A 14,790-nucleotide genomic window follows, 5' to 3' on the forward strand; every position below is an offset into this window, starting at 1 on the left:
TTATTCCATTATTTGATGTCCATCATTTTCTTCAAAAATACGTTCTTGATAAAGACCTAATTTTTCAATAACTGGTAAATCGTTAAACGAAAACAAACACGCATCTTCTGTTTCAGAAAGATTGTGATGTTCGTGCCAAGCCCAAGACGGAACACAGAAAATATCACGTTCTTTCCAATCAAAACGTTTTCCGTTGATAATAGTAAAACCTTTTCCTTTGGCACATTGATAGACAATTGAACCTGTGTGTTTGTGTGCTTTTCCTTTAAATCCTTTTGGAAGTAATTGAATCGAAGCACCCATCGTTTGCATCACATGGTCGCCATTCATTGGATTGGTATATTTCATAATAATTCCATCAAACGGATTCGGTTCATTAACTTTTTCAGCTTCTAACAAAGCAGGATAAACCACTTTCCAAGAATATTTGAATAATGGCGAATACGGTTTGTCCCATTCTTTATCAGGTGGAATCAATCCTGTTCCGCCGTAAGTCATTGGAGAATAATTAATCGGAGCAGCCAATTCTTGAGTTCCTTCTAAAACCGCATAATCATTTGCTTCTAATGCATTCACTAACGGAATATCCAAACCATCTTGCCAAATACACGTTTTTCCGTTTGCGTCAACGCCATGTTCGTGCCAAGTGGAATTCGGTGTAATCACAAAATCATTTACTTCTAGTATGATTTTGTTTCCGTCAACAACCGTGTAACCGCCTTCGCCTTCCATAATAAAACGCAAAGCTGAAGCTTTATGACGATGTGCCGAAGTAAATTCTCCCGGACGTGTAACTTGAATTCCAGTGTACAACCAACCCACGGCTGCACTAACATCTTTACGATTATCATTAACCAAATAAACCACGCGACGACCTGCTTGTTCAGGAGTTACCAATTCGGAAGATTTCAATACTAAATGTCGTAATGATTCGTATTTCCAAAACATCGGAATTGATTTACTTTTTGGTTCCCAAGGTTCAATATCGTTGGCAACCGTCCAAAGTGCCCCAGCGCCTAAAGTTTCTAATTCTTTATAATAAGCTTCGAGTTCTGGTGTGACTTGAACACGTGCTCTTCCGTAAATATCGTCTGAAAATTGTTCGTTCATAATTTTATGTTTTTGTTGGTTGATTTTTATTCTTCGTTCGAATTCACAAACGTTATTTTCTTAGTCGGAGCTACATTCACACGTAAATCAAAAATATCGAAACGGTTGTAATGACCTAAAATATCGTGCATTTGTTTCGGTTGAATGCATTTTGATAAATCAATCTCTGCATAAACCATTCCTTCGGTATCGATTAAAGGTTCGCCAATGACAGCTCCGTTTGGTCCGATAAAGCCTGAGAAAGCGCTACTTTTTCTTGATAATAATTCTTCAACATTCGGAACGTCATTTTTTAAAGCATCCATGATTTCTTGCGAAATGGTTGAACAAGAAACAATCGTAAATAATTTTCCTTCGAAAGAATGTGCTGCTGCTCTAATTTTAATTGCTTCTGCCATGTCATAATCTGGCGGAGCAACAGGCAACGAAATGTAATTGGCAATATGAATCAATTCGCCTTGAGCTAACAATGTAAATCTCGCTAAAGTGTTCGTGTTTTCGCCACAAGCCAAAGTTCCCAAAGGACCAACTTCTGTATCGTAAACTTTTAATGAAGAACCATCACCAGAAGTCCATGTTAATTTTTCTGCCCAAGTAGGTACCAATTTTCGGTGTTTTCCAATTAATTCTCCTTTGTTAGTAATAATTAAATTGGTATTATAAATTTCGCCATAACTGTCACCACGTTCGTTGATTCCGATTACGACCGTCATATCGAATTCATTGGCAGCTTTGTATAAAGCTTGCATGGCAACATCAGTTACAGCAACCGAATTTTTATATAATTCTTCATACCATTTGCTTCCTTGAACTGGAGTCATAATCCAATTCCAATACGGATATCCCGAAATAAAAACTTCAGGAAAAGCAATTAATTTCGCTCCATTTTCATGTGCTTCTTTGATGAATGAAATAGCTTTTTCAATTGTTTTTTCAACATTCAAAAAAACGGGTGCTGTTTGAACCGTTGCGGCTTTAAATTTTTTAAATGTTATCATATTATATTTTTTCTACTAACTCTGATAGAGTTTTTTAAATTTTTCTAATTATGAATGATTAATTATGAATGATTAATTACGAATTACGATTTGTTGCGTATTGTTTTTTGAATAGAACCAATTATTTTTAAAATTTCAGTTACATCATTTAATAAACTTTCACTCTGTTCTAGGGATAAAAAATGAGTATCTTTTAACAGTCTTATCCAATAATGTGTTTCTCTAGCTTCTTTGTAAGCTATTGTTAATTTTGCGAAAAAGTCTTTACTTGATTGACCTCCGATTGCTTCTTCAACATTTGCACCTATTGATGTTCCGCATCTTAACAATTGTTTACTTAAAACAAATTCTTTTTTTTCGGATGATAAATATTGATAGACTTTTACAATTCTTACTGCAAAAGCATAACTTTTTGATTGAATTATATTGTCTTCTTTCATCATTCGTAATTTATAATTTGTAATTCGTAATTCTTTTAGCAGTTTCTTCGTTAAAGGCTTCAGATTTAATACTTTTCCTATCTTCTGAAATAACCACATTTACTAAAGTAACTTCTCCTTCTAAAACCATTTTATCGTCTTGATTGATGAAATGAAAACCACAGATTACAGACGAGTTTTTTAGTTCTTTAACCCAAAGTTTTTTGGTTAAGACTTCTCCAATTCGGGCAGCATTTTTAAATTGAACTTTTAAATCAACCGTTGGGATGCCATTGGTTTCGTGAATTTTCGAAAAAGGACGTTCTAAAGCTTCGTCAAACCAATCTTCAACCAAATCATTTAACATTTCTAAAAAACGCGGATAAAAAACAATTCCTGCGAAATCGGTATGTCTAAAACGTATTTGTTCTTCTTTTATAAAATAGTTCATCTTTAGTTTTGTTTTAATTTAAATCTCTGAATTTTTCCTGTTTCTGTTTTCGGAAGATAATCTAAAAAGTTGATAATTCTTGGATATTTATATGGAGCTGCATTTTCTTTAAACCAATTTTGAAGTTGTATTTTGAAAGTTTCAGTAGCTAAGTTTTTATCTTTTAAAATGATATTCGCGCAAACCAACATCCCTCTTTCTTGGTCAGGAATTCCTACAACGGCACATTCTAAAATAGCTTCGTGCATCAGTAAAACACTTTCAACTTCAATAGCTGCAATATTATAACCAGAAGAAATAATCATATCGTCACCTCTGGCAATAAACCAAAAATAACCATCAGCATCTTGTTTAAAAATATCACCTGTAATATTCCAACCGTTTTGTACGTATTCTTGTTGCTTTTCGATTCGATTTAAATATTTGCAACCTGTAATTCCACGAACAGCTAATCTTCCAGGAATATTAGTTTCGGCTGGGTTTCCATTTTCATCAACAATGATAGCTTCATAACCAGTAATCGGAATTCCTGTGGAACCCGCTTTAAAATGTTCTTCGTTTGACGAAATAAAAATATGTAGCATTTCTGTCGCACCAATTCCGTCAATGATTTTTAAGCCGGTTTTTTCATACCAATCTTCCCAAACTTTTAATGGTAAGGTTTCACCTGCCGATACGCATTTTCGTAAACTCGAAATATCATAATCTTTAGATTTTTCTGTCAAGATGCGCCAAGCTGTTGGAGCTGTAAAACAAATAGTAACTTTATATTTTTCGATGGTTGCCAATAAAACATCCGGATTTGGTTTTTCAATTAAAACCGTACTTGCACCAAAATACATCGGAAACAAAACCAATCCGCCCAAACCAAAAGTAAATCCGATAGGAGGTGTTCCTGTAAAAATGTCATTTGCTGTTGGTTGTAATGAGAAATTCGGAAAAGCTTCACAAATATTCAAAACATCTTTATGATACTGCGCCGTCATTTTTGGGTTTCCTGTTGTGCCAGATGTAAATCCGATTAACGCAATATCATTGGCTTTTGATTTATAGTTTTCGAAAGTTTTTGGTTTAGTTGCCATTAACGATTCGAAATCAGAATTTCCGAAAAATATCTTTTCTTTAACTAAATTACTTTTGATAAGTTGCACTTCTTCAGCCAAAAGAATATCTGAAATGATGTGCGAAATTTCTGCGCATTCAACCATCGTTTCTAATTCTTTTGCTCGAAGCAACGGCATGGTTGCAACAACAATTCCACCGGCTTTAATAATTGCAAACCAACAAGCCACCATCATCGGGTTGTTACAAGAACGCAATAACACGCGATTTCCTGATTTAAGATTGAAATTATCAACTAAAATATGCGCAATCTGATTCGCTTTTTCAAGTACATCTTGATACGTCCAAACGCTCGAATCGGTAATTATACATTTGCGATTTCCGAAACCATTTTTGCAATGTTCGTCTAAAAGTTTTTCTACACAATTTAAATCATCAGGATGTTGAAATTGCGGTAAATCCAAAAATGGATATTGCGGTTGAAACTCTAAATCGGGTAAATGATAGGTAACGAAATTATCTTCCATAGTTTACTTTTTATTGCTTTTAGGTTTCAATGCGCGTTTCATTTTCTCAATTTGTTTTCTTGAAGTTTGCTCAGAACTGACTAAAGTTTGAATCCCTTTTTCGTACGAAATCGGTGCTTCAATATTTTCAATTGCTTCGTAAGCTTTTGCTTTAATTGCAAAATAAGGGTCAAGTAAAAGTGGTTTTCCTAAAGCAACTAAATCTGCTTTTCCACTTAAAATAATAGTGTTAATTTGGTCGATATCTGTGATATTTCCTGCGGTAATTGTAGGAATATGTACCGTATTTCTAATCGCATCAGCAAATGGAACTTGCCACATTCTACCACCTTTTGGTTGTTGATTTACGACTGTATTTCCTGTAGAAACGGTTATGATATCTGCTCCAGCTTCTTTAAATGCTTTTGAAATTGCGTAAACATCATTTTCAGAAATTCCATTTTCTGACCAATCTGTTGCAGAAATACGTACAGAAATTGGTTTTTCTTTCGGGAATACGTTTCGAATCGCATCAAAAACTTCTAACGGAAAGCGTAATCTGTTTTCAATCGAGCCACCATATGTATCCGTTCTATTGTTTGTTAATGGAGATAAAAATGTTGCTAACAAAAAGCCATGATGCGCTTGAAGTTCAATCATATCAAAATTTGCATTTTCTGCATTTTGAGCTGCAATTACAAATTGATTTATGATTTGTTGCATGTGTTCACGATTCATTTCAGAAGGCGTTGGATAATTTTCCGAAAAAGGTAACGGAGAAGCAGCTATTAAGTTTTTAGAAATTTGACTTTTTCTACCCGCATGACCTAATTGAATCGCCGTTTTTGTTTTTGTATGTTTATGAATGAAATCGTTGATTCGTTTCCAAGCATTGGTTTGTTCATCGTTGTAAATTCCTGGGCAACCTAAAGTAATGCGACCTTCGTCAGAAATAGCTGTCATTTCTGTGAAAACTAAACCTAATCCGCCTAGAGCGCGAGATGTATAATGTTGAAAATGCCAATCGTTAATCAATCCGTTTTCTGCTTGATATTGTCCCATTGCCGACATCGCTATTCGATTTTCGATGATTAAATCTCGAAATTTAAAAGGAGTATAAGCTGCCGAATTCGATTCAAACTGGTTAATTTCTTTGAATTCATTTAAAACTTTATCGGTGTATGATTTATCTCGTAAACGTAAATTTTCGTAGGTAACTTTTTTAGAACGCGTCATACATCCAAAAGAAAATTGATAAAAAGGATGTTGATTGTTTCGGTCCATATTTTCGAACCAATCCAAAGAAACCGTTGCCGCATACTGAATCATTTCAACCGGATTTCTTCTGGTTTTTTCGTATTGTTCAAATGCTGCTTGAACATTACTAGGATTTGCAATCACAGCATCTGACAAACCGATAGCGCAATCCATCGCCAATTTTGTTCCCGAACCAATCGAATAATGAGCAGTTGCTTTTGCATCGCCAATAAGAACGATATTTTTGTACGACCAGTTTTTGTTGGTTACGTGCGGAAATTGACGCCAATGCGATTTATTTGTAATCAACGGATGTCCGTCTAATTCATTTTTAAATATTTCAGAAAGTTTAGAAACCGTGTCGTTTTCGTTATCAACTTCGAATTGTAATTTTTCCCAAGTTTCGTTGCTGCATTCAAAAATCCAAGTACTCATGCCTTCTTCGTATTGATAGGTGTGAGCAACAATGCTTCCGAAAGGCGTAGTTCTGAAAAAATATGTAAACGCATCTAAAGGTTTTGTAGAACCTAGCCAAACAAAACGATTGGTTTTCATCTGAATTTGTGTTCCGAATTGATTTTGAAATTGCGTTCGAACTCCGCTTCCAATTCCGTCTGCAGCTACAATTATATCTGAATCTTTAAAAGGTTCTAAGTTCTCGATGTTTTGTTCAAAATGTAAACGAATGCCTTCTTCTTGGCAGCGTTGATGTAATAATTTTAAAAGTGTTTTTCTTGAACATCCGCAAAATCCATTGCCGGCAACGCTGACTTTTTTTCCATCTCGAGCTACAACAATGTCGTCCCAATAAGCAAACTCGCTTCGGATAAGCTCATACGATTGCATGTCGCGCTTTAAAAATTCGCCTAGTGTTTCGTCAGAAAAAACAACACCAAATCCAAAACTATCATCGGGTTTGTTTCTTTCGTAAATGTCAATTTCACAATGTGGCATCGCTTTTTTGGTCAGAATAGAAAAATATAATCCGCCAGGTCCGCCACCAATTACTGTTATTTTCATAAGTTTCTTTTGATTGTAAAAATTTCTCCCAATTTGCTGTAATTAGAACCAGCTAATCGAGCAACAGGTTTATAAGTTTCTAAGTTGATTTTGTAATTATCGAGCAAGATTTCTTCATTTACATGAATCATTTTTACTTTTCCAATAACCACGCACGCGCCTCCATTTGTATGATTTTCTAGAAAATAATGATGAACCATTTCGCATTCAAAATGAGCTTTTGATTCACCAACACGCATTGGTTTTATAGTTTGTGATGGAATAGGAGTTAGGTTGGCTAATTCAAATTCGTCTACATCCGATGTTACATTGTTTGATGTAAGATTCATTTGTTCAACCAAATCTTCGGTAACCAGATTTACTACAAATTCTTTTGTAGCTAGTACATTGTTTAAGGTGTCTTTATTTTTGTTTCCTGTTCTTACCGTTGAAAACATGATATGAGGCGGGTCTTCGCCGACAATATTAAAAAATGAGAAAGGAGCAAGGTTATTTATTCCGTTTTCGTCTTTAGTAGAAATCCATCCAATCGGACGTGGAATTACTAAACCTGTAAGAAGTTTGTAAAGTGTGTTTGATTCTGTTTTTTCTACTAAAATTTGCATATAAAAATTATTTATTCACAAATAAAGCAAAAAATATTTATAACACTAAATTTTATCTTAATTCAGTTAAAAAAATGTTACTGAAAAAAAAATGAATTGCTATAGGTATGTAGTTGAAGACTTGTTTTTTTATGTTAATTTCCAGTGTTTAATTTTAAGAAAATATTATAGGGATAGTAAAGAGATTAAAGAATATAACAATTACCACAAAAGTAAAAGAGACCTTATTTGTCTATTGAAGTACAAAAATAGTTTCAGGTAATTTGACAATAACAACTATTAAGAGAAATCTAGTATTGAATTCAACAAAGCAAATTATTGTTCAAGAAAAAATAAGATATGGTACTCATTGGATGTAATTATTTTTAATAAAATAAATGGATTTTATAATGGTTAAAATATTGAATTTTAGTATCTTGGATTCTCTGGGTAAACCAATATCTATGCCAGAGATAGTGAGAAATTATTTTAGAGTTTTAGAAGTTATAAGTTCTTTACTAAAGGATTTTGTACTTCTCTAAACTATTCGTTTTACGGGGATAAATTACATTGGGTCTGTTCTATAAATGGAATTCTCCATTCTTTAGATATTACAAAAAGCAGAAGTTCACGATGTTCATTTTTTGAAAAATATAAAAAACAAATGTCCGATTGTGTATTACTTGGAGATAGTGGTTACTTATCTCAAAGTATTCAATTAGATTTGTTTTCAAACTGTAAATATCAAATTAGAAACACCAAAAAGAGTTAATCAGGAAGATTACAAACCCCAACCTTATATCTTTAGGAAGTCAAGAAAAAGAATTGAAACATTATTTTCGCAACTATGCGACCAGTTCAGAATTAGAAACAATTATGGTAAAACTTTTGAGGGTTTTAAAACAAGACCCGAGAGCTTGCTCGAACTGGCGAAGCAATTTTGGCAAAAATAACAGCATTAACATTGGTATAATATTCCAATAAATTCATTTTTGAACCAATAAACAATTTAATTACACTCAACGGGTTAAAAATTATAAAAAAAGTACCCTTCTTTTATAAGTTATTAAAAAAAACTAAAAGCAAAAAATTAAGCTATAAGAAATCAACTTTTTTTTTAAACCTCATTTTTAGTTTAGATACGGAAATGAAGTATATTTATAGCTATAAATTAAATTGGAATAAATTTTATACAATTCGTTTCTCAAATTTTGATTTAACAAACTAGTCAATTTAATTTGAGATCCATCTATTAAATGAATTTCTACGTAGTAATTATTATCAAAAGTAGAAAACCTAATATTATATTTTTCAAAATAATTTTTAGGGCCAATAAATTTAATAGATTCTATTTTTTCAATCTTAATAATTTTTTTATTTAAAGTATTATAAGATATTTCAATTTCATCCTTATGTAAATGTAAATCTATTGTGTGATTTTTTCTATAGTAATTCCATGTTAAAATTAATGTTGGTAATATAGAATAGAAGAATAAAAACAAATAAGATATAATATAAAGATTGTCATAATCTTCAAACATATAGATTAACATTAGAATTCCAAATGAATTAATAACTAGCATTGGTAATAAATTATTTATGATATTTTTAGGTGTTATTTTCATTTTTATGATGTTTCAAATCTAAATTTATTAAACAAAAAAAAGCTTCGCAATAGGGATGGAAGCTTTGTTTGAGCTCTTTTGCAAAATTTTAATTTGCAAAAAGCGAGTGCGGACAGCCCGACCTGTAATGAAATGGAAGGGATTGCTCTAAAAAAATTAATCGTTAAATAAATCGTTTTTAGCTAACAATGTTTTTGCTGTTTCTAAAACATCTTGTTCAACGAAAATATGTGTAGCTTTATCTGCCATTCCAAAACCTGCTGCAATTGCAGAATTGATATCGTTTCTTTCAACAAATTCGATATTGTTTAGTTCTAATAAATTTTTAACCGCTAATGCTGTTGTAGGTGTTCCAACGAATAATTCTACGTGATTTTCCATAATATCTATTTTATTTTGATAAAAGTACATATAATTTCTACCAAAAAAAACGCCTAACTTAAAAAATTAGGCGTTTTTCTACATTAATAAAAAAATAACTATGAAAATTGTTTATTCTTGATTTCTGAATATTAATTTACCATCAAAACTATCAAGTAAAATAATACTGTCTGTAGCAACTTTACCGGCTAATATTTGTTTAGAAAGTTCGTTTAAAACTTCTCTTTGTACGACGCGTTTTACTGGACGTGCACCAAAATGCGGGTCATAACCTTTTTCTGCTAAATATGTGATTGCTTCGTCAGTTGCATCCATCGTGATGTGCTGTTGCGCTAACATTTTAATCACGCTCTTTAATTGTAACGAAACAATTTGTTTAATATTGCTCTGTGTTAACGGTGTAAATAATACTATTTCATCGATACGATTGATAAACTCTGGACGTACGGTTTGTTTTAATAGATTTAAAACTTCAGTTTTTGCGTTTTCTACACCTTCTTCAGTTGGATCATTTTCGAATTGCTCTTGAATGATATGACTTCCCATGTTTGATGTCATGATGATGATGGTGTTTTTAAAATCGGCCAAACGTCCTTTGTTATCTGTTAAACGACCTTCGTCTAAAACTTGTAACAAGATATTAAACGTATCTGGATGCGCTTTTTCGATCTCATCTAAAAGAATTACCGAATATGGACGACGTCGAACCGCTTCTGTTAATTGTCCACCTTCATCGTAACCTACGTATCCTGGAGGCGCGCCAACTAAACGGCTCACGCTATGACGTTCTGAATATTCGCTCATGTCAATACGTGTCATTGCATTTTCGTCATCAAATAAATAATCGGCTAAAGCTTTAGCAAGTTCAGTTTTACCAACTCCAGTTGTTCCTAAGAATAAGAACGAACCGATAGGTTTTTTAGGGTCTTGCAAACCAGCACGACTTCTACGAACGGCGTCTGAAATAGCAACGATGGCTTCTTCTTGACCAACTACGCGTTTGTGTAATTCGCCTTCTAAATTCAATAACTTTTCTCTTTCTGATTGTAACATTTTAGTTACCGGAACTCCAGTCCATTTTGCTACAACTTCTGCAATATCATCGTAAGTAACTTCTTCTTTAATTAAAGAGTTTCCTTTTTGATTCTCGGATAATTCGTGTTGTAAATCAATTAATCGTTGTTCAGCTTCCTGAATTTTTCCATAACGGATTTCGGCAACTTTTCCATAATCTCCGATTCTTTCGGCACGTTCTGCTTCAAGTTTGAAGTTTTCGATATCAATTTTTACATTCTGAATGTTGTCAACTACATCTTTTTCAGATTTCCAACGTGTGTAAACATCGTTTCTTTCTTCTTTAAGATTGGCTAAATCAATACCTAATATTTTTAATTTATTCTCATCATTTTCACGTTTAATCGCCTCAATTTCGATTTCAAGTTGCATGATTTTTCGGTCTAGAACATCTAATTCTTCTGGTTTAGAATTGATTTCCATACGTAATTTCGATGCCGCTTCGTCCATTAAATCGATAGCTTTGTCTGGTAAAAAACGATTGGTAATGTAGCGTTGAGATAATTCAACTGCTCCAATAATTGCTTCGTCTTTGATACGAACTTTATGATGCGTTTCGTATTTTTCTTTGATTCCACGTAAGATGGAAATTGCGCTTTCTGTATCTGGTTCATCAACCAATACCTTTTGGAAACGACGTTCTAACGCTTTATCTTTTTCAAAATATTTTTGATACTCATCTAAAGTTGTTGCTCCAATGGCTCTTAGTTCGCCACGTGCTAAAGCAGGTTTTAAAATATTCGCTGCATCCATAGCACCTTCACCACCACCAGCTCCAACCAAAGTATGAATTTCGTCAATGAAAAGAATGATGTTTCCTTCAGATGAAGTTACTTCTTTTACCACCGATTTTAAACGCTCTTCGAATTCACCTTTATATTTAGCTCCAGCAATCAAAGCTCCCATATCTAAAGAGAAAACCATTTTGTCTTTTAGGTTTTCAGGAACATCTCCTTGAACAATTCTATGCGCTAAACCTTCTGCGATTGCGGTTTTACCAACTCCGGGTTCACCAACTAACATCGGGTTATTTTTAGAACGACGTGATAAGATTTGCAATACACGACGGATTTCTTCATCACGACCAATCACCGGATCTAATTTTCCGTCGTTAGCCATTTGATTTAAATTCTTTGCATATTTGTTTAATGAATTGTAGGTTTCTTCTGCCGAAGCTGAAGTTACACGTTCTCCTTTTCGGATTTCTTTAATCGCAGCTTCTAAATCTTTTTCGGTTACACCTTGGTCTTTTAAAATTTGTGCAACTTTACTTTTTGATTTGAATATTGCTAAAATTAAATGTTCTACAGAAACATATTCATCGTTCATTTTCTGTGCGATTGCTTGTGCTTCTGTTAATGCATTTCCTGCTTCTCTAGAAAGTGAAATTTGTCCGCCTGCAACTTTTGGGAAATTTTCTATTGTTGCAGTTAGTAATTGTTTAAATAAGTCAACATTTACGTTTACTTTCTTTAATATAAATGGAGTTACATTTTCATCAACTTCTAAAATAGCTTTAAAAATGTGTTCGTTTTCGATTTGTTGTTGACCATAACTTTGCACTAAAATCTGTGCTTGTTGAATAGCCTCTTGCGATTTAATTGTGAAATTATTAAAATTCATAGTCGTAATATAGGTGTTTAAATTAATTATCAATTTTATGTTTTACTAATTTACAAAAAATATTCCATCAGATAAAATCGGAAATAATGGCAGTTTTATTTTTAATAAAAGTGCTGATTAATGACAAAATGGCATCTATTAAGTATTTTGAACAGTTAAAATGAATGAAGTTTTGTCACTTCAATCTTTATCTTTACTTTTGATAAAATTTAAAAGAATGAATTGGATTAATCTTACAGATATTAATCAACTTGATTTAATTATTGAGGAATCAAAAATAAAACCTGTGATTATTTTTAAACACAGCACACGTTGTATTATAAGTAAAATGGCTTTACGTAGTTTTGAAAGTGATTATAATTTAGGTGACGCGTTTGAATGCTATTATTTAGATTTAATAGCGCACAGAGATATTTCAAACGAAATTGCAAATCGTTTTGGAATTGAACATCAATCTCCTCAAATTTTAATAATAAAGAATGGAATTGTGATTTACAACGAATCGCATGAAGGAATTGATGCAAATGTTTTGAAGCAATATGTATAAAAAATCCACTCAAAATTTAAGAGTGGATTTTGTTTTTAATAATAAATATATTCCGCGTAATCAACATCGTCTGGTAAAATAGGACTTTTTTGGAACGAAACTGGATAACCATTTTGATTGTACGTCCAATTAATCGTTTCTAAAGTTTCTGTTTCAGTTTTACTTAAAATCTGATTATTTTTATTAGTGATATTTATTCTATTGTATGCAACAGGATGCATTTCGTAAAATGGATTTTTCTTATCATCAAAAGTATACATAATAGTTCCAGCTTGAATTAAATTTCCGTTGAAAAAGGTTTGTCCTGAATTATTCAAATATCCTTCTGAATTATACGTAAAGTTCGTTGTGGAAGTTGAATTTAGAATTAGATTTATAGAAGTTTTAGTTGAAATTTGATTTAAATTATTGTACTCAAAAGTTTCTTTTACGTGTGCAATAGTTGCTTCAGTAATTGATTTAACTAAGATTTCAATTGTTTGTAAATTATTTTGCGAATCGTATATAAATTTTTTATAGATATTGTTTTGAATCATTCCGCCACCAATTACAGCAATAGAATCGACAAAGCCATTTTCATGATAAAAATATTTAGATGTAGTTATTCCTCTAAATTCTTTTAATTTCATTGTAGTTGTTTCCTCTGTCGGATTTTGAGTATTGTTGTTGTCATCATTATTACAAGCAATTAACGAAAGAGTCAAAATCGAGAATAGTAATATTTTTTTCATAAGATTAGATTTTTCTTAAATATAAAAAAAAAACGCTTACATATTTAGTAAGCGTTTGTATTTTAATGAAGAAATGTAATAAATTATTTTTCAAAAGGTGTAGCTGGTAAAAGTTTACTAGAAACTTCTCCGAAACCGATTCTAACATTTTCGTTTTGACAATATCCTCTCATAATTACGGTATCAAAATCATTGATGAAAACACGTTTAGAACCATCATTCATTTCAATTGGATTTTGTCCTGCCCAAGTTAACTCTAACATTGAACCGAAACTGTCTTTTGTCGGACCTGAAATTGTTCCAGAACCTAATAAATCACCTGCATTGATTTGACAACCATTAACTGCATGATGCGCTAATTGTTGACTCATTGTCCAATACATATATTTTAAGTTTGAATTTGAAACCACATTTTCAGTTCCGTTTTCCGGAGTTATTGAAACTTGCAAGTTGATATCAAATGCATGATTTCCTTCTTGTTGTAAATAAGGAAAAGGTTTTGGATTGTCTTGTTTTGGACTTTCGCAACGGAACGGTTCTAAAGCATCCATTGTTACTACCCAACAAGAAATAGATGAAGCAAAGTTTTTAGCTAAAAACGGTCCAAGTGGAACATATTCCCAAGTTTGAATATCTCGAGCGCTCCAATCGTTTAATAAAACCATTCCAAAAATATGATCTTCGGCAGTTTCAATAGCGATGCGTTCTCCCATACGATTTGCATCTGTAGTAATAAAAGCAGTTTCTAATTCAAAATCTACACGTCTAGATTCTCCAAAAACAGGTTGTGTTTCACCTTTTGGTAACGTCTGACCTAATGGACGTTTTACAGGAACTCCTGACGGAACAATTGTAGAGCTTCTTCCGTGATAACCAACCGGAATGTGTAACCAGTTTGGTAATAAAGCATTATTTGGATCACGGAACATCATTCCTACATTCGTTGCGTGTTCTCTACTCGAATAAAAATCGGTGTAATCACCAATGAAAACAGGTAATTGCATTTCTACTTCGTTAATAGCAAACATGATTGCTTTACGATGTGCTTCGTTATTTTTTAATGTTTCGTTATTAGCGTCAAAAATTTCTGAAATTCTGTTTCTAACTGCTCGCCACATTCCTTTTCCTAACGAAATAAATTCATTTAAAGTATCTTGTAAAAAGATTTCTTCGTGTAAATCAATTCCGTTAAAGTAACCTAATTGTTGTAACGCACTTAAATCAATGGCATAATCACCAATACGTGTACCAATTGTTACAACGTCTTCATTAGTTAAAAAAACACCGAAAGGAATATTTTGAATTGGGAAATCGCTATCTTGAGGCACTTCGATCCAAGATTGTAAAGCTGGATTATTTGCTGTAATAGGCATAATATATATGTTTTGTTTGTTATAGAATT

The 14,790-nt window shown here is 32.5% G+C and carries 15 protein-coding genes; 3 read left to right on the plus strand and 12 right to left on the minus strand.

Annotation, left to right across the window (positions count from 1 at the left end; translation table 11 throughout):
• The 7 genes from HW119_RS10890 to HW119_RS10920 all read right to left on the minus strand — a co-directional run bounded on the left by HW119_RS10890 (nt 1) and on the right by HW119_RS10920 (nt 7,428).
• The gene (locus HW119_RS10890; RefSeq protein ID WP_177764318.1) at nt 1–1,110 is read right to left on the minus strand and encodes a cupin domain-containing protein; all 1,110 of its coding nucleotides are present in this window, start codon (nt 1,108–1,110) and stop codon (nt 1–3) included.
• A 26-nt stretch (nt 1,111–1,136) separates the two neighbouring features.
• Nucleotides 1,137–2,108, minus strand: a complete 972-nt coding sequence (locus tag HW119_RS10895) for a carbon-nitrogen hydrolase family protein (RefSeq protein ID WP_177764320.1) — start codon at nt 2,106–2,108, stop codon at nt 1,137–1,139.
• An 83-nt stretch (nt 2,109–2,191) separates the two neighbouring features.
• Entirely contained in the window at nt 2,192–2,548 is a 357-nt protein-coding gene (locus HW119_RS10900; RefSeq protein ID WP_177764322.1) for a four helix bundle protein, read from the minus strand.
• A 10-nt stretch (nt 2,549–2,558) separates the two neighbouring features.
• Nucleotides 2,559–2,978 (minus strand): acyl-CoA thioesterase, encoded by a 420-nt coding sequence (locus tag HW119_RS10905; RefSeq protein ID WP_177764324.1) that lies wholly within the window; start codon nt 2,976–2,978, stop codon nt 2,559–2,561.
• 2 nt (nt 2,979–2,980) lie between these two features.
• Nucleotides 2,981–4,567, minus strand: coding sequence for an AMP-binding protein (locus HW119_RS10910; protein WP_177764326.1), 1,587 nt, complete (start codon nt 4,565–4,567; stop codon nt 2,981–2,983).
• Between the two features lie 3 nt (nt 4,568–4,570).
• Complete coding sequence (locus tag HW119_RS10915; RefSeq protein WP_177764328.1) at nt 4,571–6,823, minus strand: bifunctional salicylyl-CoA 5-hydroxylase/oxidoreductase; 2,253 nt, start codon at nt 6,821–6,823, stop codon at nt 4,571–4,573.
• Nucleotides 6,820–7,428, minus strand: coding sequence for a flavin reductase family protein (locus HW119_RS10920; RefSeq protein ID WP_177764330.1), 609 nt, complete (start codon nt 7,426–7,428; stop codon nt 6,820–6,822). The genes HW119_RS10915 and HW119_RS10920 overlap by 4 nt, the downstream gene beginning before the upstream one ends.
• 589 nt (nt 7,429–8,017) lie before the next feature.
• On the opposite strand from HW119_RS10920, the gene HW119_RS10925 reads away from it, so the two are divergent.
• Together HW119_RS10925 and HW119_RS16940 are read left to right on the plus strand one after the other, a co-directional pair.
• On the plus strand, nt 8,018–8,179 hold the full coding sequence (locus HW119_RS10925; protein WP_410503993.1) for a hypothetical protein: 162 nt from the start codon (nt 8,018–8,020) through the stop codon (nt 8,177–8,179).
• A complete protein-coding gene (locus HW119_RS16940; protein ID WP_410503994.1) occupies nt 8,151–8,360 on the plus strand; it encodes a hypothetical protein in 210 nt (69 codons plus the stop codon). Before HW119_RS10925 ends, HW119_RS16940 begins: the two co-directional genes overlap by 29 nt.
• A gap of 177 nt (nt 8,361–8,537) precedes the next feature.
• On the opposite strand, the gene HW119_RS10930 is transcribed toward HW119_RS16940, so the two are convergent.
• The 3 genes from HW119_RS10930 to clpB all read right to left on the minus strand — a co-directional run bounded on the left by HW119_RS10930 (nt 8,538) and on the right by clpB (nt 12,110).
• On the minus strand, nt 8,538–9,032 hold the full coding sequence (locus HW119_RS10930; protein ID WP_177764332.1) for a hypothetical protein: 495 nt from the start codon (nt 9,030–9,032) through the stop codon (nt 8,538–8,540).
• 156 nt (nt 9,033–9,188) lie between these two features.
• Nucleotides 9,189–9,413, minus strand: a complete 225-nt coding sequence (locus HW119_RS10935) for a DUF2007 domain-containing protein (RefSeq protein WP_177764334.1) — start codon at nt 9,411–9,413, stop codon at nt 9,189–9,191.
• A 111-nt stretch (nt 9,414–9,524) separates the two neighbouring features.
• The gene (clpB, locus tag HW119_RS10940; RefSeq protein ID WP_177764336.1) at nt 9,525–12,110 is read right to left on the minus strand and encodes an ATP-dependent chaperone ClpB; all 2,586 of its coding nucleotides are present in this window, start codon (nt 12,108–12,110) and stop codon (nt 9,525–9,527) included.
• 217 nt (nt 12,111–12,327) lie between these two features.
• On the opposite strand from clpB, the gene ytxJ reads away from it, so the two are divergent.
• The gene (gene ytxJ, locus HW119_RS10945) at nt 12,328–12,657 is read left to right on the plus strand and encodes a bacillithiol system redox-active protein YtxJ (RefSeq protein WP_177764338.1); all 330 of its coding nucleotides are present in this window, start codon (nt 12,328–12,330) and stop codon (nt 12,655–12,657) included.
• A 35-nt stretch (nt 12,658–12,692) separates the two neighbouring features.
• On the opposite strand, the gene HW119_RS10950 is transcribed toward ytxJ, so the two are convergent.
• Nucleotides 12,693–13,388, minus strand: a complete 696-nt coding sequence (locus tag HW119_RS10950) for a hypothetical protein (protein WP_177764340.1) — start codon at nt 13,386–13,388, stop codon at nt 12,693–12,695.
• 83 nt (nt 13,389–13,471) lie between these two features.
• Nucleotides 13,472–14,761 carry a fumarylacetoacetase gene (fahA, locus tag HW119_RS10955; RefSeq protein ID WP_177764342.1) on the minus strand — a complete coding sequence of 430 codons (1,290 nt, stop codon included), beginning with the start codon at nt 14,759–14,761 and terminating at the stop codon, nt 13,472–13,474.
• Nucleotides 14,762–14,790 lie beyond the last annotated feature (29 nt).

The organism is Flavobacterium sp. I3-2, from assembly GCF_013389595.1.
GTDB lineage: Bacteria > Bacteroidota > Bacteroidia > Flavobacteriales > Flavobacteriaceae > Flavobacterium.